This window comes from Clostridium senegalense (assembly GCF_018916625.1).
Lineage (GTDB): Bacteria > Bacillota > Clostridia > Clostridiales > Clostridiaceae > Clostridium_J > Clostridium_J senegalense.
On the sequence record NZ_JAHLNC010000001.1, the window covers coordinates 539,120 to 556,925 of the forward strand.

General features: G+C 26.9%; 15 protein-coding genes. 2 read left to right on the plus strand and 13 right to left on the minus strand.

The genetic code is table 11. The annotated features are described in order from the left end of the window. Positions 1-14: 14 nt before the first annotated feature. The 9 genes from smc to pta all read right to left on the minus strand — a co-directional run bounded on the left by smc (position 15) and on the right by pta (position 10,515). Positions 15-3,572, minus strand: a complete 3,558-nt coding sequence (gene smc / locus KQI36_RS02665) for a chromosome segregation protein SMC (protein WP_216449523.1) — start codon at positions 3,570-3,572, stop codon at positions 15-17. Between the two features lie 264 nt (positions 3,573-3,836). Continuing rightward, positions 3,837-4,895: an elongator complex protein 3 gene (locus tag KQI36_RS02670; protein WP_216449524.1), complete on the minus strand. Its 1,059-nt coding sequence runs from the start codon at positions 4,893-4,895 to the stop codon at positions 3,837-3,839. Next, on the minus strand, positions 4,888-5,589 hold the full coding sequence (gene rnc, locus KQI36_RS02675; RefSeq protein ID WP_010292790.1) for a ribonuclease III: 702 nt from the start codon (positions 5,587-5,589) through the stop codon (positions 4,888-4,890). The genes KQI36_RS02670 and rnc overlap by 8 nt, the downstream gene beginning before the upstream one ends. Positions 5,590-5,725: 136 nt before the next feature. Then, positions 5,726-5,956, minus strand: coding sequence for an acyl carrier protein (acpP, locus tag KQI36_RS02680; RefSeq protein ID WP_010292791.1), 231 nt, complete (start codon positions 5,954-5,956; stop codon positions 5,726-5,728). A gap of 135 nt (positions 5,957-6,091) precedes the next feature. Further along, on the minus strand, positions 6,092-7,105 hold the full coding sequence (gene plsX / locus KQI36_RS02685) for a phosphate acyltransferase PlsX (protein ID WP_216449525.1): 1,014 nt from the start codon (positions 7,103-7,105) through the stop codon (positions 6,092-6,094). 183 nt (positions 7,106-7,288) lie between these two features. Next, positions 7,289-7,471, minus strand: coding sequence for a 50S ribosomal protein L32 (gene rpmF, locus KQI36_RS02690; RefSeq protein WP_010292793.1), 183 nt, complete (start codon positions 7,469-7,471; stop codon positions 7,289-7,291). Between the two features lie 12 nt (positions 7,472-7,483). After that, positions 7,484-8,014: a YceD family protein gene (locus KQI36_RS02695; RefSeq protein ID WP_244991457.1), complete on the minus strand. Its 531-nt coding sequence runs from the start codon at positions 8,012-8,014 to the stop codon at positions 7,484-7,486. Positions 8,015-8,208: 194 nt separating this feature from the next. Continuing rightward, on the minus strand, positions 8,209-9,405 hold the full coding sequence (locus tag KQI36_RS02700) for an acetate kinase (RefSeq protein WP_010292797.1): 1,197 nt from the start codon (positions 9,403-9,405) through the stop codon (positions 8,209-8,211). A 102-nt stretch (positions 9,406-9,507) separates the two neighbouring features. Then, complete coding sequence (gene pta / locus KQI36_RS02705) at positions 9,508-10,515, minus strand: phosphate acetyltransferase (RefSeq protein WP_010292799.1); 1,008 nt, start codon at positions 10,513-10,515, stop codon at positions 9,508-9,510. Between the two features lie 956 nt (positions 10,516-11,471). On the opposite strand from pta, the gene KQI36_RS02710 reads away from it, so the two are divergent. Next, positions 11,472-12,689 (plus strand): nucleotidyltransferase, encoded by a 1,218-nt coding sequence (locus KQI36_RS02710; RefSeq protein ID WP_216449526.1) that lies wholly within the window; start codon positions 11,472-11,474, stop codon positions 12,687-12,689. Positions 12,690-12,844: 155 nt separating this feature from the next. Then, positions 12,845-14,026 carry a sporulation integral membrane protein YlbJ gene (ylbJ, locus tag KQI36_RS02715; protein WP_216449527.1) on the plus strand — a complete coding sequence of 394 codons (1,182 nt, stop codon included), beginning with the start codon at positions 12,845-12,847 and terminating at the stop codon, positions 14,024-14,026. Here ylbJ and KQI36_RS02720 read toward each other — a convergent pair. From KQI36_RS02720 to recG, 4 genes are all read right to left on the minus strand, one after another. Beyond that, a complete protein-coding gene (locus tag KQI36_RS02720) occupies positions 14,009-14,575 on the minus strand; it encodes a hypothetical protein (RefSeq protein WP_010292803.1) in 567 nt (188 codons plus the stop codon). The genes ylbJ and KQI36_RS02720 overlap by 18 nt on opposite strands. A 3-nt stretch (positions 14,576-14,578) precedes the next feature. Then, positions 14,579-15,070 (minus strand): pantetheine-phosphate adenylyltransferase, encoded by a 492-nt coding sequence (coaD, locus tag KQI36_RS02725; RefSeq protein WP_010292804.1) that lies wholly within the window; start codon positions 15,068-15,070, stop codon positions 14,579-14,581. A 1-nt stretch (position 15,071) separates the two neighbouring features. Continuing rightward, the gene (gene rsmD / locus KQI36_RS02730; protein ID WP_216449528.1) at positions 15,072-15,629 is read right to left on the minus strand and encodes a 16S rRNA (guanine(966)-N(2))-methyltransferase RsmD; all 558 of its coding nucleotides are present in this window, start codon (positions 15,627-15,629) and stop codon (positions 15,072-15,074) included. Positions 15,630-15,707: 78 nt separating this feature from the next. Continuing rightward, positions 15,708-17,741 (minus strand): ATP-dependent DNA helicase RecG, encoded by a 2,034-nt coding sequence (recG, locus tag KQI36_RS02735; RefSeq protein ID WP_216449529.1) that lies wholly within the window; start codon positions 17,739-17,741, stop codon positions 15,708-15,710. Between the last annotated feature and the right edge of the window lie 65 nt (positions 17,742-17,806).

Genomic DNA, 17,806 nt, shown 5'->3' on the forward strand with positions numbered 1-17,806 from the left:
TACCTCCATTAATTTTATCTTGTAAAGTCAACTGATACAACCTTGGATACACCTTTTTCTTCCATAGTTACGCCGTATAACATATCACTTGCTTCCATTGTACCTTTTCTATGTGTTATTACTATAAATTGTATGTTATTTGAAAACTTATTTAAAAATTCTGCATATCTTATTACATTAGCATCATCTAAAGCTGCTTCTATTTCGTCCAATATACAAAATGGAGTAGGTTTCATTTTCAATATAGCAAATAATAGTGCTATTGCAGATAATACCTTTTCTCCACCGGATAACAAATTTATATTTTGTAATTTTTTTCCTGGTGGTTCTACATTAATTTCAATTTTGGATGTTAATTCATCTCCATCTTTTAAGATTAAATCTGCACTTCCGCCTTTAAATAATTGTTTAAAAGTTTCATTAAAATTCTTTCTAAGTTTTATAAAATTTTCTTTAAAAACATCTCTCATTTTAGCTGTCATCTCATCAATAACTTTTATAAGTTCATTTTTAGCATCAACTAAATCTTCCTTTTGAGATACCATAAATGTATATTTTTCTTTTACTTCCTTATACTCTTCAATAGATCCTACATTTACAGTTCCTAAATTTTTAATTTCTTCTTTTATAAATAATGCTTCTTCTTTAACTTTAGATATGTTTTCTAAAGGCTCTTTAAACTCTAAAGCTTCTGCATAAGTCAAATTAAATTCCTCATTTAATTTTGAAAGAAGGTTTTCCTTTTCCGTTTCTATTTTCGCTAATGCTACTTGATATCTATGTAATTCTTTTTCTGTATTTTCAAGTTCTGAACCTATACCTTCTTCTTGTGATTTTATTTTATTAATTTCATCTTTAATTTTTATTTTTTCTAATTGGCTATCTTCTATAAATTTTTCCATATTTTCTATTTCAGTTATTATATCTTTTACACTATCTTTATTGTTTTTTAAGATTTCTTCATAATTTTTCTTATTATCTTGTAATGATATTGCTTCCTTGTGTAGATTTTCTTGTTTTTCTTTTAATAATTTTATTTCATTTTTTATTCTTTTAATATCATTTTCTCTATTTATAACAATTTCATCTATTTTTGCTTTTTCAATTTTCAGTTCTGTTAAAGTATCCTTATATTTTTCTACTGAAGCTTCACTTTCTGTTATTTTTTCTCTTAAACTATTTTCTTCAATTTCTAATTTACTAATCTCATTATTCATAGATTTTAAATTTTCTTCTAAAGTTATAATCTCTTCTAATAATTTCTTTCTTTCTGATTCTTTTTCTCTTAAATTTTTTTCATTTTCATTTAAACTATTTTTTAATTTGATTGTATCATCTTTCAAAGAATTAATTTTTTCATTTATTTTTGTCTTTTCTATATTTTCAAAATGAACATAATCTCTTAAGTTTAAATTTTCTTCATCTAATTCCTTTATCTGTTCATTTAAATTTTTTAATAATATATTTTTTTCTTTAACTTCTTTATTTAATACATCAAATCTAATTTTCAACTCTTCTATCTCTCTTTTTCTACCTATAACATTATTAGATTTATTGTAAATACTACCACCTGTTAATGCTCCTCCAGGATTTATAACTTCTCCAGATAATGTAACTATTTTTTGTCTATAATTAAGTGTTCGTGCTATTTTTATTGCATTATCCATATTATCACATATTAAAGTTCTACCCAAAGCGTAATCTATTATACCTTTAAATTTACTATCATAATTTAAAATTTCGCTAGCTATACCAATAAAACCACTCATAGATTTTATATTATTTCCAAGTTCTACAATTCTACCTTTTACTGTATTTAAAGGTAAAAACGTTGCTCTACCTAAAGAATGTTTTTTTAAATATTCTATAAGAATCTTAGCACCATTTTCATCTTCAGTTATTATATTGGATAAGCTAGAACCTAATGCTATTTCCATAGCTGTTTCAAATTTTTTCTCTACTTTTATAATTTCTCCTAAAATATAACACTTTCCTTTAAAATTGCTTATTCTATTGTTATCCACATGCTGCATTAAAGTTTTCACTGATTTATTATAACCTTCATACTGCTTTTCCAAATTTATAAGCATATTTAAATTAGCATCCACTTTATTAGATGTAGCTAAAAGTTCTCTAAGTTTTTTTTCTCCTATTGTTTGATTATGTCTTGATTTTCCTATGTTTATTTTATTTTCTTTTATTTTAGTATTATAATCATCAATCTTTTGTAGTATTTTAATACCTTCTCCATTAAGTACAGCTTTTGTAGTTTCATTAATTTTTATAGAATTACGTATTCCTTCTATTTCCGTTTTAATACTTTCTAATTTTTGTTCTATCCCTTCAATATTATTATTCAAAATAATAATATTATTGCTTTCATCATTCTTTTTCATATTCAATGAACTTTTTATGTTTTCAATTTCTTTCAATCTAGAATTTTCTTTTAAATTGTTATTATAAATTTCTTCAACCAGTTTTTTATTTAATATAATTTTTTCTTTTATATCCTCATGAGAATTTAAAAAATCTTTTAATGCAATTTCAAGTTCTCTTATATTTTCTTCTAAATTTCTTACTTTATCTATTAAAGTTAACTTTTCATCATTGATTTTAGAAATAGATTTTTTTATAATTTCTATTCTTTCTTCTAAAATTTTAATTTCAGATAAAACTTGTTGATGCTTAGACTTATTGTCATAAAACTTTTGTTTATCTTTAGAAATTTTATTTTCAAATTCCTCTAGTTTTAAATTATTTTCTTCTAATTTATTTTTTAATATTCTTCTTTCATTTATTTTATTTTGTAATTCTTTGTTTATAATTTCACATTGAGATTTGTAGCTAGAAATTTTTATGTAATTCTTTTCTATGAAATCAATTATAATATTTATTTCATTTACTTTTAACTGCTTAGAAAGTTCTAAAAATTTATTTGCTTTATCACTTTCGCTTTTTAAAGGTTCTAATCTTTCTTCATATGTTCCTAATATATCATCTATTCTTATCAAATTCTGATTAGTATTTTCTAATTTTCGTTCTGATTCTTCTTTTCTTGTTTTATACTTTACAATCCCAGCAGCTTCCTCTAGTAATTTTCTTCTTTCTTCCGGCTTTCCACTTAATATTGCGTCAATCTTACCTTGTCCTATTATTGAATATCCTTCTTTTCCTATTCCTGTATCCATAAAAAGATTTTGAACATCTTTAAGTCTACATATTGTGTTATTTATTAAATATTCACTTTCTCCTGATCTATACAATCTTCTTGATATAACTACTTCTGAATATTCAACATCTAATTCTGCATCAGAATTATCTAAGATTAAAGAAACCTGTGCAAGTCCAACAGGTTTCCTAAATTGAGTTCCCGCAAATATCACGTCCTCCATTTTATCTCCTCTTAGAGTTTTAACACTTTGTTCTCCTAAAACCCATCTTACAGCATCAGATATATTACTTTTGCCGCTACCATTAGGACCAACTACTGCAGTTATACCTTTTTTAAATATCAGTTCTGTCTTATCTGCAAAGGATTTAAAACCTCTTATTTCAATAGATTTTAAAAACATCCATTCACTCTCCTACTATCTTATAATAAGTGGCAATACTATACCTAAAACCATAAATACAGATATACATATTGCTAGTATTTTTGTTAGTTTATCTCTTTGTTTTTTATTCATCAAAAACACCTCTCTTTTTATTTATATATCAAATACATTTTTCCCCTAGTTCACTAATGTAAGTTTATATTATTTTTATATAAAATTCAAACCATAATTTATTTTCATATTCTTATCTTAAACCATTAAAAAACCGTGAAATCACGGTTTTTAATATTTTTGTAAGTATTCATTTATACAGATTTTCACTGTTTCGCAATTAAATTGCAATTTAATATTACCTCTATCTAATTTACTATCTTGATAGACTTTTATTTTTTTTACACCTAAAACTGATAATGCTTCTCTAAAATACACCTTTTTATTAGCATACAATTTAGATATATCCTTAGGATTTATAGATAAACTTTCTATTTCACCTTTTTTAGTAAAATATTCAATTAATATATCTTTATATATAGAACCTTCAACAAGTTCCCTAAATGCAGGATGAAATGGCCCTTCAACAAATTCTTTACCATAATTTATTTCTTCTGTTGGCTGTAAACCAATTCTTATTACATTTATACCATTTGAAGTATACATACCATATAAAACTTTACTTATTTCAACCGCTTCTTCTAAATTATATGGTCTGTATTCTTTTCTATCTAAAAGTTCTTCCATAGGAGTATCTTTTATAACAAGAGCTGGATATATCCTACATATATCAGGATTCATCTCTATGCTTTTTCTTGCTGTTTCAATATCTTTTTCCATTGTATCCCCTGGAAGTCCTAACATTATTTGATGCCCTAATGTTATTCCATACTTTTTTATAAGCTGTGAGGCTTTTTTTACAGACTCTACATCATGACCTCTACCAGATTTCAAAAGAACTTCTTCATCTAAGGATTGAACTCCTAATTCTATTATATCAGCATCATACTCTTTTAAATTCGTAAGAATAAAATCGTCTATATAATCTGGCCTAGTTGACATTCTTATATAATCTATTTTTCCTAAATCTTTAAATTCCTTCGCCACTGACAGTAATTCTTTTTGTTTTTCAATGTCTATAGCTGTAAATGTACCTCCAAAAAAAGACACCTCTACTATAGCATTTTCTCTATTTATTGTCTCTAAATATTCCTCTATAGTATTTCTAACAAAATTACCATCAATTTTAAAACAACTTCCTGTAATACTATTTTGATTACAAAATACACATGTATGAGGACATCCTTCATGAGGAACAAAAATAGGTATTATGTAATGAGCCTTATTCATTGCTATTCTCCTTGCCTAATACAACTTCTTTAGCTGCATTTTGTTCTGCTTCTTTTTTGCTATACCCTATACCATTTCCTCTTGAAACCCCATTTACAAGAACTTCTACAAAAAACTGTCTTCTATGTGGAGGACCTTCAAATTTTACTAAATTATATACTATACTTACTTCACCATTTTTCTGAAGTGTTTCTTGTAATTTAGTTTTATAATCTATAACAATTTCATTTCTTAATGCTTTTTCTATTACAGTTTCAAAATTACCTAATATAAACTTTTCTGCAACATTTAATCCTTGATCTAAATATATTGCTGCTATTATAGCCTCTACTGCATCGGATAATATAGAAACTCTTGTTCGTCCTCCCGTAAGTTCTTCTCCTCTACTCATTGTTAAGTAATTTCCTAAATCCCACTTTTTAGCTATTTCATATAAAGAATTTTCGCACACAATTAGCGATCTAACTCTAGTTAAATATCCTTCTCCTTTTTTCCTACAACTATTATATAAATACTGTGATATTACAAGTTGCAATACAGAGTCTCCTAAAAACTCTAAAGTTTCATTATACTCAACACCTTTTTTTTGATTAGCATATGAACTGTGAGTAATTGCTGTTTGTAGCAATTTTATATCTTTTATATCCACATTAAGTTTTTCTTTTAGTTCAATAGTAGTATTTCTTATTTTCATAATTCAGCTCCTTCTTAGGAGTGTATTCCTCAGCTTATTATAATTAATAATCTTAATTTAATAAGTTGAGGAAAAAACTCCAATTGTTAATATATATTTAATTTAAATAAAGTTCCGCATAGATGCGGAACTTTTATTATTCATCTACACGTGTTTTTATGTATTCAACTACATCGCCAACTGTAGATATTTTTTCTGCATCTTCATCTGGAATTTCAATATCAAATTCCTCTTCTAAAGCCATAATCAACTCCACTATATCTAATGAGTCCGCTCCTAAATCATCTATAAAAGAAGATTCTAATGTAATATCATCCTCATCTAAGCTTAATTGTTCTGATATTCTTTTTCTAACTTTTTCAAACATATATTCCAGCCTCCTATAAATAAATCATATGATAATAATATTATATTAATAGTATTATCAAAAGTAATCAATATATATTTTAAATATTTAATTCTTTTTAATAATATACTTAAATTTATTAATTTTATACACTGTTTACAATTTATTTTTATTTTCTGTTGTCTTTTCTATTTCTTCTGTTATTTTTTCTATGATATTATTATCATAAACCTTTTTTGCCTGTCTTATTGCATTTTTAAAAGCTTTAGAATTAGAACTACCATGTGCTTTTATACATATACCTTTTACCCCTAAAAACGCTGCGCCACCATACTCAGTATAATCAAACTCTTTCTTTATTTTCTTAAAGGCAGGTTTTGACATAGCTGCACCTATTTTGGTCGTTAATGATGACATTAAATTCTTTTTAATCATAGAAAATAAATTAGATGCTACACCTTCATACATTTTCAAAACTGTATTGCCTACAAATCCATCACATACTAAAACTTGAACATCCCCATCAGTAACTTCTCTTGGCTCAACATTTCCTATAAAGTTTTTATTAGACTCTTTTAAAAGTTTATGAACGCTTTTAGTAAGTTCATTTCCTTTTTCTTCCTCAGAGCCAATATTTATTAATCCAACTTTAGGATTTTCATGTTTTAATACGCTTTCAAAATATATTTTACCCATAAGTGCAAACTGTTCTAAATAATGCGGTTTACAATCAACATTTGCACCTGCATCTATAACCATAAATGGACCATTTAATCCTGGCATTATAGGAGCCAATGCTGGTCTATCTATTCCTTTTATTCTACCAACTATTAACGTACATCCAGCCAAAAAAGCACCAGTACTTCCTGCGGACACTATTCCATCCACTTCCTTTTGCTTAACTAATTGCAAAGCTTTATTTATGCTGGAATCCTTTTTTTTCTTAATAGCCATTACAGGGTGTTCATTAGTACTTATAACTTCTGTTGCATCTAGTATGGTTATTTTTCCTTTTTCATACTGATATTTATCTAATTCATCCTGTATAGCCTGTTGTGGTCCTGTAATAACAAGTTCTATATCACTAAACTCATTTACAGCCATAACAGCACCTTCTACAACTGCTGAAGGTGAATTATCTCCACCCATTCCGTCTACCACAAATCTCATTATCAGACCCTCGCTTATTTTTATAAATTACTTCTCTTAAGTCAATACCTATTTTTACAAAATTTTATAATTTACATGTCACTTAATATTATATCTATTTTACATAAAAAATACTATCATATTTTTTATGTTATGTGAAAATATTATATAAAAAATAAAAGAAAGTCAAGTGACTTTCTTTTATTATTTCTCAGTTGAAACAACTTCTCTATTTTTGTAGTATCCACAGCTTTTACAAACTCTGTGTGCAAGTTTCATTTCATGGCACTGAGGGCACTCAACTATTCCTGGTAAACCAAGTTTAAATGTTTGCGCTCTTCTTGAATCTCTTCTAGCTTTAGAAGACTTTCTAGCAGGATTTCCCATAATTACACCTCCTTACGAGTTAGAAAATAATTCTTTTAATTTTGCCAACCTCGGATCAACTTCATTCTCATTGCAATTACAACAAGATTGGTTTAAATTCGTTCCACATTGTTGGCATAACCCCTTACAATTTTCATTGCAAAGTCTTTTTATAGGAAACTCTATTCCCATATTATTTTCTATAATTTGATAAAGATCTAATTTATTACTATCAAGTGAGATAATTTCTCCATCAATATCTTCAACAGTATGTGAAAATTTTTCTTCTATATCAAATGATATATCATAAGCAAACTCTTCACTACATCTTGAACATGCTAATAATACTTTAGTGATAACTTTTCCAGTTAAATAATAAACATCATCAACTAGTCTTAACGTTCCATTAAAATTTATCGGCTTAAGAAATTTGACCACTTCACCGTTATCATTAAAACTTTCCTTAGATATTTCTAAGTTTAATTCTTTACGTCCATAATTCTTATTTTTTAATTCCGAAAGGTCTATGTACATATTATATACTCTGGAAATTTCTTTCCTCATATGGACAAATCCATATATAATGTGACATAAATCACATAGCTTGAGTAAAAGCTACTACACCCCTCCTTATTTTCATTCAAGACTCTACTATTTCAAACATTAATTATTATATAAATTATGCTATTAAAAGTCAAGAACAATTTATTATTTTAAAATAACATTTCGGAGGGATATAGCAGTTTTATAAATTTATACTATTTTGAAGTTAAGTTTTTAGTATCTCTTGCTATCATTAACTCTTCATTTGTTGGAACAACAAACACTTTAACTGTAGCATCAGCAGCACTTACTTCAACAGCTTTTCCTCTTACATTGTTCTTTTCTGAATCAATCTTAATTCCCATGAATTGTAATCCTTCACAGATTGCTTCTCTTGTTGTTGGAGAATTTTCACCAAGACCAGCTGTAAACACAACTGCATCTACTCCACCCATAGCTGCTGCATAAGCACCTATCATTTCTCTTACTCTAAAGTTGTAAACATCTAGTGAAAGCTCTGCTCTAGCATTTCCTTCTTTTGCAGCGTTTTCTATATCTCTAAAGTCACTACTTACTCCAGAAATTCCTAAAACACCTGATTTTTTGTTGAATAAGTTATCAACATCATCAGCTGTCATATTTTCTTCTCTCATTAAGAACATAGCTATAGCTGGGTCTATGTTACCACATCTTGTTCCCATTGCTATTCCTTCAAGCGGAGTGAATCCCATACTTGTATCAACAACTTTTCCACCTTTAACTGCAGCTAAACTAGCACCGTTTCCTAAGTGACAAGTTATTATGTTAACATCTTCTATATTTTTTCCCATCATTTCTGCTACTTGAGCTGAAACGAACTTATGAGAAGTTCCGTGGAAACCATATTTTCTTATTCCATGTTTTTCATATAGTTCATATGGTAATGGGTATATATATGCTTCTTTATCCATTGTTTGATGGAATGCTGTATCAAATACACCTACCATTGGAGTTTTTGGCATTAATTCTTTACATGAATTTATTCCAATTATATTTGCTGGATTATGAAGTGGTGCAAGTTTTGTGCACTCTTCTAATTGAGCCATTACCTCATCATTTATAACAACTGATGCTGCATATTTTTCTCCGCCATGAACAACTCTGTGTCCAACTGCGTTTATTTCATCCATGCTTGTTATTACACCATGTTCTTTATCTGTTAAAGATTCAATAACATGTTGTATAGCTTCTTTATGAGTTGCCATAGGTTCTTGAACTATGTATTTGTCTCTTCCTGGAACCTTTTGAGTTAATATTGATCCCTCAATTCCTATTCTTTCAACTAATCCTTGTGCTATAGCTTCTTCATTTTCCATATTTATTAATTGATACTTTAATGAAGAACTTCCACAGTTAATTACAAGTATTTTCATTGTAATTCCTCCTTAAATATGATTCGCTTAATAATTTAAAATTTATTTAGTATGATCTTAATAAATTATAAGACCTGTATTTTTTAGTATATAATATTTTTTCTACTTATTGCAAGCATTTTGAGCTTGAATAGCAGTTATCGCAACAACATTTACTATATCATTTACGTTACATCCTCTTGATAAGTCGTTTATTGGTTTTGCAAATCCTTGACAAACTGGTCCTATTGCTTCAGCTTTTGCAAATCTTTGAACTAATTTGTATCCTATATTTCCAGCTTGTAAATCTGGGAATACTAAAATATTTGCATTTCCAGCAACTGTACTATTTGGAGCTTTTTGTTTAGCAACTTTTTCAACTATTGATGCATCTAATTGTAATTCACCATCTATTGCAAGATCTGGTCTTTGAGATTTTGCAAGTTCAGTTGCAGTTCTTACTTTATCTACATTTTCATGCTTAGCACTTCCCATTGTTGAGAAAGAAAGCATAGCAACTTTTGGATCAATTCCACATAAAACCTTAGCATTTTCAGCTGTACTTATTGCTATTGACGCTAATTCTTCTGCATTTGGATTTGGGTTAACTGCACAATCTGCAAATAATAAAGTTCCATCTGCACCATATTCACAATTTGGAACTTCCATAACAAAGAAGCTTGATACAACTTTTATTCCTGGAGCTGTCTTTATTATTTGAAGACCTGGACGTAATAAATCTCCTGTGCTATGAACTGCACCTGATACTAATCCATCAACGTCATCCATTTTAACCATCATAGTTCCAAAATAAACAGGGTCTTTAACTGTTTGTAAAGCCTTCTCTATAGTAACACCTTTATTTTTTCTTAACTCATAGAAAGCTTCAGCATATTTTTCTGTTTTATCAGAAGTTGCTGGGTCAGCTATTTCTATTCCTTCTATGTTTACACCTAAATTTTTAGCGTTATTTCTTATTGTTTCTTCATTTCCAACTAAAACAACTTGTGCTAATTTATTTTCAGTTATGATTTGAGCAGCTTTTAAATTTCTCTCTTCATCACCTTCTGGTAAAACTATTTTTTTTACATCTTCTTTGGCTAATTTCCAAATTTTATCTACAAAACTCATTTCAAAATTCTCCTTTCGAGTAAGAAACTTTAATATACCTTATTAATATACCCCTTTTTAAGTATAATTTTCAACCTTAATTGTTAAATTTATTAACATTGACATTATATAATTAAATTTTATTACATAGAAATGAGAAATCTTCATTATTTATCGTCAAAAAAATAAATTTCCTGAATTTTCGTCCACTAAATATGGGAAAAATGTATTTTATACTTTATACATAAAATTCATCATTTTATCTATTAATTAAAATAATAACTAAATTTATAGTTATTATTACTTAAATGTTAATTATATGTAAAATTAAATTACTGTCTACTCATAATAAATTATACAAGTTCTTTCAATTGTTTCTTAACACTTACCAAATATATTTTACATATTGTTTGTATGGTTAGGAATTTATTTTTCAATCTTAATAAGTCCCATAAAACAACTTTTAAATATTCAATCTTAACTCTTAACTAGAATTAACAGTAAAATAGTACTTTTAGATTCTCTTATTTTATAAATTTAAAATTTAACTTGGATACCAAAAATAGTGAGACATTCTCCAAATCACTTAGAATTCAACATAATATCTTCCATAAAAATATTTTAAGGCTATTGATTATTTACCTATATGCGTAGCATATTTTTTATAGGCAATTACTTATGTATTAATGTAGTTATATTACCATAAGTAATTGTAACAAAATTTTAATATCATTATTTAAATTCAATTTTGAATGTACTCAATTTTCTTTATTTTGACTTTTAAATCTTATTTATTTCTATTTTCAATAAATTTATTCATTTGTTTTATCTAACTATTTCAATATTTAATTTTAGTACATATAACCAATTATGACAAAAATAAATTTTATAGTATACTATATGGATATAAGTTTAAACTTTAAATATCTTTTAGGCATACAATAAATTTATATTTATTTTGATTGGAGTGATTTTTTATGAATTTAGCCGGTATAATAGTTGAATATAATCCAATGCATAATGGACATATACATCATATACAAAAGACCAGAGAACTTACTAAATGCGATGGTTTAATAGCAGTAATGAGCGGGAATTTCAATCAAAGAGGTATACCTTCATTAATAGATAAATACGAAAAAACTAATATGGCATTACACAATGGTGTAGATTTGGTTTTAGAACTCCCTACAATTTACGCTCTTTCTTCAGCTGAATTTTTTTCCTATGGAGCAGTAAGTTTATTAAACAATTTAAACATAGTTAATAGCATTTGTTTTGGCAGTGAACACGGTAATATTGATACTTTAAAAGTAATTGCAAAAACTTTATATGATGAACCTACTGAATTTAAAGAATATTTAAAAGAAAAATTAAAAGAAGGAGAACCGTATCCCAAAGCAAGAACCTATGCAATTAAAAAATATTTAAATGAAAAAGATATTTTTATTTCAAACTTAGAAGATATATTAAATTCTTCAAATAATATCTTAGCTATAGAATATTTGAAAAGCATTATAAAATTAGATAGTACTATTATGCCCTATACTATTAAAAGAGAGGGTGGATGTTATAACAGTAGTGATTTCAATTCCATCTTTTCAAGTGCTACTTCTATCAGAAACCATTTAAAAAATAATAAGTCTTTAGATGAGCTTATTGATCACATTCCTAGTTATAATTTTAAAAGATTAAAGGAACTAGATTCACTTGGATACAATTTTACCTTTGACAATAGTATGCTACCTTATATAAAGTATAAAAACTACTCTAAATTTAATTTATTGAATAAGATTCCTGATGTTTCTGAAGGTCTTCATAATAAAATAGAAAAAAGCATTAATAATTTATGCAATTATAATGATATACTTTTAGATATAAAATCTAAACGTTATACTCTAACTCGTATAAGTAGAATTCTTTGTCAATTCTTTATAGGATTTGAAGATTTTGACTGTGACCATTTAAGAAAAAAGCCTGCTTCTTATGCAAAAGTTTTAGGATTTAACCAGAAGGGGAAAACTATTTTAAAATCTATAAAAACCAATTCTGATTTTCCTATATACACTAAAATTCCTAAGATACAAAATGAAAGCTTAAAATTAGATTTACAAGCATCTAAAATGTATAGCTTATTAAATAAGAATTATAAATATAATGAAGATTTTATTAGAGGACCAATAATTATAAAGTAATATATAAATAACTTCAAAGAGAAAGATGAATCTTAAATTTTAAAACCTATTTAAGATCCATCTTTTTCTTATTTATAATTATAAAAAAATTAATCATATATATCTATCCTATAAATATAAATTAATTAAGACATTAATTTTTGGAGGGTATATTGATGATTTACTATTTTATTTTTCTTATTATAATTTTACTAAGTTATATTTTCATTAAAAAATATAATCTTAATGGTTTTTTTACTTTATTATGTACTTTAATAATACTATACATAATTTCAGATCCCAAACACTGTATAGAACTTACAATTTTAGGTTGTAAATTATTTTTTTATTCAGTATTTCCATCTCTTTTTCCTTTTCTAATACTTGTGAACATGATTATTTCCTGTGGAGGAATAAATATATATTCCAAAATATTAGGTAATTTTATATGTACCCCCTTATATTTACCTAAAAATTGTAGCTTAGCTCTATTAGTAAGTGTATTTTGTGGATATCCTTTAGGCGCTAGATATGCAACTATATTATATAGTGAAAAATTTATAGATTTTAAAACCTACGAAAGACTTTTAAATATCGCTTCAAACGGCAGTCCTCTTTTCATTGTTGGTGCTGTAGGTACTTCTATGCTTTTAAATCCTAAAATAGGCTATTTACTACTATTATCTAATATGCTTTCCTGTATGGCTATGGCTTTTATATTACCTAATAAAATTAAACCTAATAAAAATTTCTATATGAATAAATCATTCTCAAATATAACAAATAATCCTTCTACAAACCTTGGCCAATCTTTTATGGCTGCCGTAGAAGATGCAATTAAAACCTCCTTATCCATAGGTGGTTTCATAGTAATTTTTTCTGTATTAATAGGCATAATAAACGACAGTGTATTATTTAACACTGTCGTAAACAAACTGTCAGATATGTCAAATATCCCTTTAGATGTTTTAAAAGGAATATCCTTGGGCCTATTGGAGTTAACTAATGGTTGCAATATAATTGCTAAATGCACTCTTTCTTTAAATAACAAATTAATTCTAATAAGTTTTTTAATAGGATTTAGTGGCATATCTATAACATCACAGGTTTATTCTATAATTTCTAAATTCAATGTAAGTATAAAAAAGTACTTATTTCTTAAATTAACTCAAGGTGCTATAAGTGCTTTTTTTACAGCATTTATTTGCAAAATTCCATTATTATCACCTGTATTAGAAACCTTTAATACTAATCAATATTTTAACAATATAAATTCTCAACTTTATATCTTAATATCTATGTTTATAATTATCCCATTTTTAGCTTTTAATCTAAAAAATTTATTTAAACGCATTTAATTCTTTTATATTTTCAACAATAGTGGATGTAGTGCTCTGGAAATCTTCATATATACCTCTAAGCATAATATCCACTTCTTTATTCACCTTTAAAACCATTTCTTCACTTTTAGTATCTATTTCCCTTTGTAATTTTGTTAATACCTCATCAACATAATTAACTGTACCTAGTCTTAATTCCTTTGAAAACTTATTAGCGTCAGCCTTTATTTTTCTCGCCTCCATATTAGCTTCATCTAATATTTGAGCAGCTTTTACTTCCGCTTTTTTCAAAACTTCTGCATTTTCAAATTGTTTTTGAATTATTATAGATGCTTCTTGCTTCATTTCCTCAGCCTCTCTACGTGCAGCTAAAAAAATTTCCTCTCTTTTATCTACAATAGTCTTTGCATCATTGAATTCCTGTGGTAAATTTTCTTTTAGTTCATTTATAAGACCTAATAATTCTCCTTTATTTATACTAACTTTCCCCAATAAATTACTAGATGTCTTAGCAGTTTTTTCAAGATAATCTACAAGTTCTAAAACATTGCTAATACTTTTATCCAAAACCTATTCCCCCCTTTTTACTTTAGCCCTAGCCTTCACTTCTTCTTGTGTAACCTCTGGAACTAAATCCTCTAAACACCCTCCAAATAACGCTACTTGTTTTGTTGACGATGAACTTAAATAAGAATATTTAGAGTTTGTCATCATAAACAAAGTTTCCTTAGTTTTATCTAGTTTTTTATTCATTAAAGCCATTTGAAACTCATAATCAAAATCTGACATAGATCTTAATCCTTTTATTATTACATCTATTTCTTTATCATTCATAAAGTCGACTAAAAGCCCACTAAAACTTTCAACTTTAATATTAGGCATATTAGCTGTTACTTTCTTTATTTGTTCAACTCTCTCTTCTATAGTAAACCAACCTTTTTTATCTGGATTTATCAAGACAGCTACAACAACTTCATCAAAAATATATGAAGCTCTTTTTATTATATCTAAATGCCCTTTTGTAATAGGATCAAAACTTCCAGGATACACTGCTTTTCTCATTTTACTTCTCCTTGTAATCATAGAAACAAACTGTAGTGTTTCCATACTTTCTTTTATCAAATAAAGTTATTTCATCATTTCCTTCATAAATAACTTCGCTTGTATCTATTTTAGTAACTATTAATCCATCCTTTTGTAATAACTTATATTTTGAAATTAACTCTACTGCTGGAGGTATCATTTCCTTAGCATAAGGAGGATCTATAAATATAATATCAAACTTTTTATCTTCTTTATAGAACTGTTCAAGAAATTTATAACAATCTCCATTTAAAGTTACGCATAAATCCTGAAATTTTAGATTTTCAACATTCTTTTTAAGAAGACTATAACTACTATCTCCCATTTCTATTAAATAACTTTTTTCCGCACCCCTACTAGCAGCTTCTATTCCTAAACTTCCTGTCCCTGAAAATAAATCTACAGTAACAGCTCCCCTAACTCTATGCTGTATTATATTAAAAATAGATTCCTTAATTCTATCTAATGTTGGTCTTGTTCCCATTCCTTCTGGTGGAAGTAATTTTCTTCCTTTTGCTATTCCGCCGATTACTCTCATAGTTTTTGCTCCTTTTCGTTTATAAATTAAAATTCATCTTATATTTTTATTTTTCATAAATATTTTAAATCACAATCTCTAATTAAAGCAAATATATTTAGAACTTTTCTCTAATTTATCTTTAATTTCAATCTTTACTTTTTCATCTTCAATAGTTTTACTATTTATAATTTCTTTTGCTTCCATATTAGCTACTTTAAAGATTCTAAAATCTTCAACTAAATCAGCTAAAAGAAAATTATTTTCCCCAGACTGCCTAAATCCAAATAACTCTCCACCACCTCTTATACGTAAATCTTCTTCTGCTATATAAAATCCATCATTGCTATTTTTCATAATTTCCATACGCCTTTTAGTTGTATCACTCTTTATATTAGCAATTAATATACAATAAGATTTATGACTACCTCTCCCAACTCTTCCTCTTAATTGGTGTAGCTGAGAAAGTCCAAACCTTTCAGCATTTTCAATTATCATAACTGTTGAATTTGGTACATTAACACCAACTTCAATAACAGTAGTAGAGATTAATACTTTTATATTCCCATTTTTAAACTCTTCCATTATAGCATTTTTTTCTTTGTTAGGCATTTTCCCATGAAGAATTGCAACTTCAATATTTTTGAAATACCCATTTTTAAGTTCATTATACAAAGTTTCCACAGAACTTAATTTTAAATCTTCATTTTCTTCTACCAAAGGACAAACAATATAAACTTGTCTTCCCATACCTATTTCTTTTAAAGTAAAATCATAAGCTCTATTTCTTTCTTTTTTATCCAAATAATATGTATCTACTTTTTTTCTTCCAGGTGGCAATTTATCTATAACAGATACATCTAAATCTCCATAAAGGCATAATGTTAATGTCCTTGGTATAGGTGTAGCACTCATGACTAACACATCAGCATTCTCAGATTTTGCACTTAGTTTATTTCGTTGATTTACGCCAAATCTATGTTGCTCATCTGTTACGATCATACCTAAATTTTTGAAAACAACATCCTCTTCTATAAGAGCATGAGTTCCTATTAATAAATCAATTTTACCTTCTTTTAAATCATTTTTTATAATCTCTTTATTTTTAGCAGTAGTGCTACCTGTTAACAATTGTACATTTATTTGAAAATCTTCAAAAAGAGTTGTTGCTTCAAAATAATGTTGTTTAGCCAATATTTCTGTAGGCGCCATCATAGCTGCCTGATACCCATTTTTTATAACATTAAATAAACTTATTAATGCAACTATAGTTTTTCCACTACCTACATCACCTTGTACCAACCTATTCATTGGAACATTTCTTTTTTCATCAATTAATATTTCCCTTATAACTCTACTTTGAGCTTCAGTTAATTGAAACGGTAATTTATCTTTTAAATTTCTAAGTTCATTAGCCATTTTAAATGCTATCCCTAAACTACTTTTATTCAATTCTTTTAACATAAGAATCTTCATAGAATAAGCAAATAGTTCTTGAAATTTCAATCTTTTTCTAGCCTCTTCTAATTTATATCTGTCTTTAGGACTATGTATATTTCTTATAGATTCATCTAAAGACATAAATTGATATTTTTTTAATATTTTTGATGGTAAATTTTCTATTATCCTTACCTGTGATAAAACATCACTAATTATTTTGTTTAAAAAACTGTTGTTTAGATTGTCCTTTAATGAATACTTTGCTAGTATTTTATTCTTATCTATACTAGTGTTTTTTAATATTTTAGGATTACTCATTCTATATTCACCATTGAACTTTTCAACTTTTCCAGTTATAACATATGTAGAATTAACCCTAAAACTATTTTTAGCATAAGGTTGGTTAAACCATTGTCCTTTAAAATTTTTATTACCACAGTTAAATATAACTGTAGATAAAATTTTGTTATTTTTAGTTCGAATATCTCTTAATATACTTTTCACAGTACATTCTAATATTACTTTCTCTTTATCTTCAAATTCCTCTATGGAATCCCCTATTTTAACCATATCATAATCCCTAGGAAAATATAATAATAAGTCTAAAATATTATATATACCACACTTATTAAGTTTCTCCCCCATCTTAGGACCTACACCCTTAACAAATGTTATGTCGTCATATACATTCACACTATCACTCCATAAACCATTTTTAATTGTAGATAATTAAAAATCATATACAAAATTTTTAAAAT

Bases quoted from the DNA above. Each gene is read 5' to 3' on its own strand.
- smc (WP_216449523.1), bottom strand. From the start codon at position 3,572: ATGTTTTTAAAATCTATTGAAATAAGAGGTTTTAAATCCTTTGCAGAT.
- KQI36_RS02695 (WP_244991457.1), bottom strand. From the start codon at position 8,014: ATGAGGAAAGAAATTTCCAGAGTATATAATATGTACATAGACCTTTCG.
- rsmD (WP_216449528.1), bottom strand. From the start codon at position 15,629: ATGAGAGTAATCGGCGGAATAGCAAAAGGAAGAAAATTACTTCCACCA.
- acpP (WP_010292791.1), bottom strand. From the start codon at position 5,956: ATGTTTGAAAAAGTTAGAAAAAGAATATCAGAACAATTAAGCTTAGAT.
- ylbJ (WP_216449527.1), top strand. From the start codon at position 12,845: ATGATTTACTATTTTATTTTTCTTATTATAATTTTACTAAGTTATATT.
- KQI36_RS02710 (WP_216449526.1), top strand. From the start codon at position 11,472: ATGAATTTAGCCGGTATAATAGTTGAATATAATCCAATGCATAATGGA.
- rnc (WP_010292790.1), bottom strand. From the start codon at position 5,589: ATGAAAATAAGAAATACTACTATTGAACTAAAAGAAAAACTTAATGTG.
- rpmF (WP_010292793.1), bottom strand. From the start codon at position 7,471: ATGGGAAATCCTGCTAGAAAGTCTTCTAAAGCTAGAAGAGATTCAAGA.
- coaD (WP_010292804.1), bottom strand. From the start codon at position 15,070: ATGAGAAAAGCAGTGTATCCTGGAAGTTTTGATCCTATTACAAAAGGG.
- KQI36_RS02700 (WP_010292797.1), bottom strand. From the start codon at position 9,405: ATGAAAATACTTGTAATTAACTGTGGAAGTTCTTCATTAAAGTATCAA.
- KQI36_RS02670 (WP_216449524.1), bottom strand. From the start codon at position 4,895: ATGAATAAGGCTCATTACATAATACCTATTTTTGTTCCTCATGAAGGA.
- plsX (WP_216449525.1), bottom strand. From the start codon at position 7,105: ATGAGATTTGTGGTAGACGGAATGGGTGGAGATAATTCACCTTCAGCA.
- pta (WP_010292799.1), bottom strand. From the start codon at position 10,515: ATGAGTTTTGTAGATAAAATTTGGAAATTAGCCAAAGAAGATGTAAAA.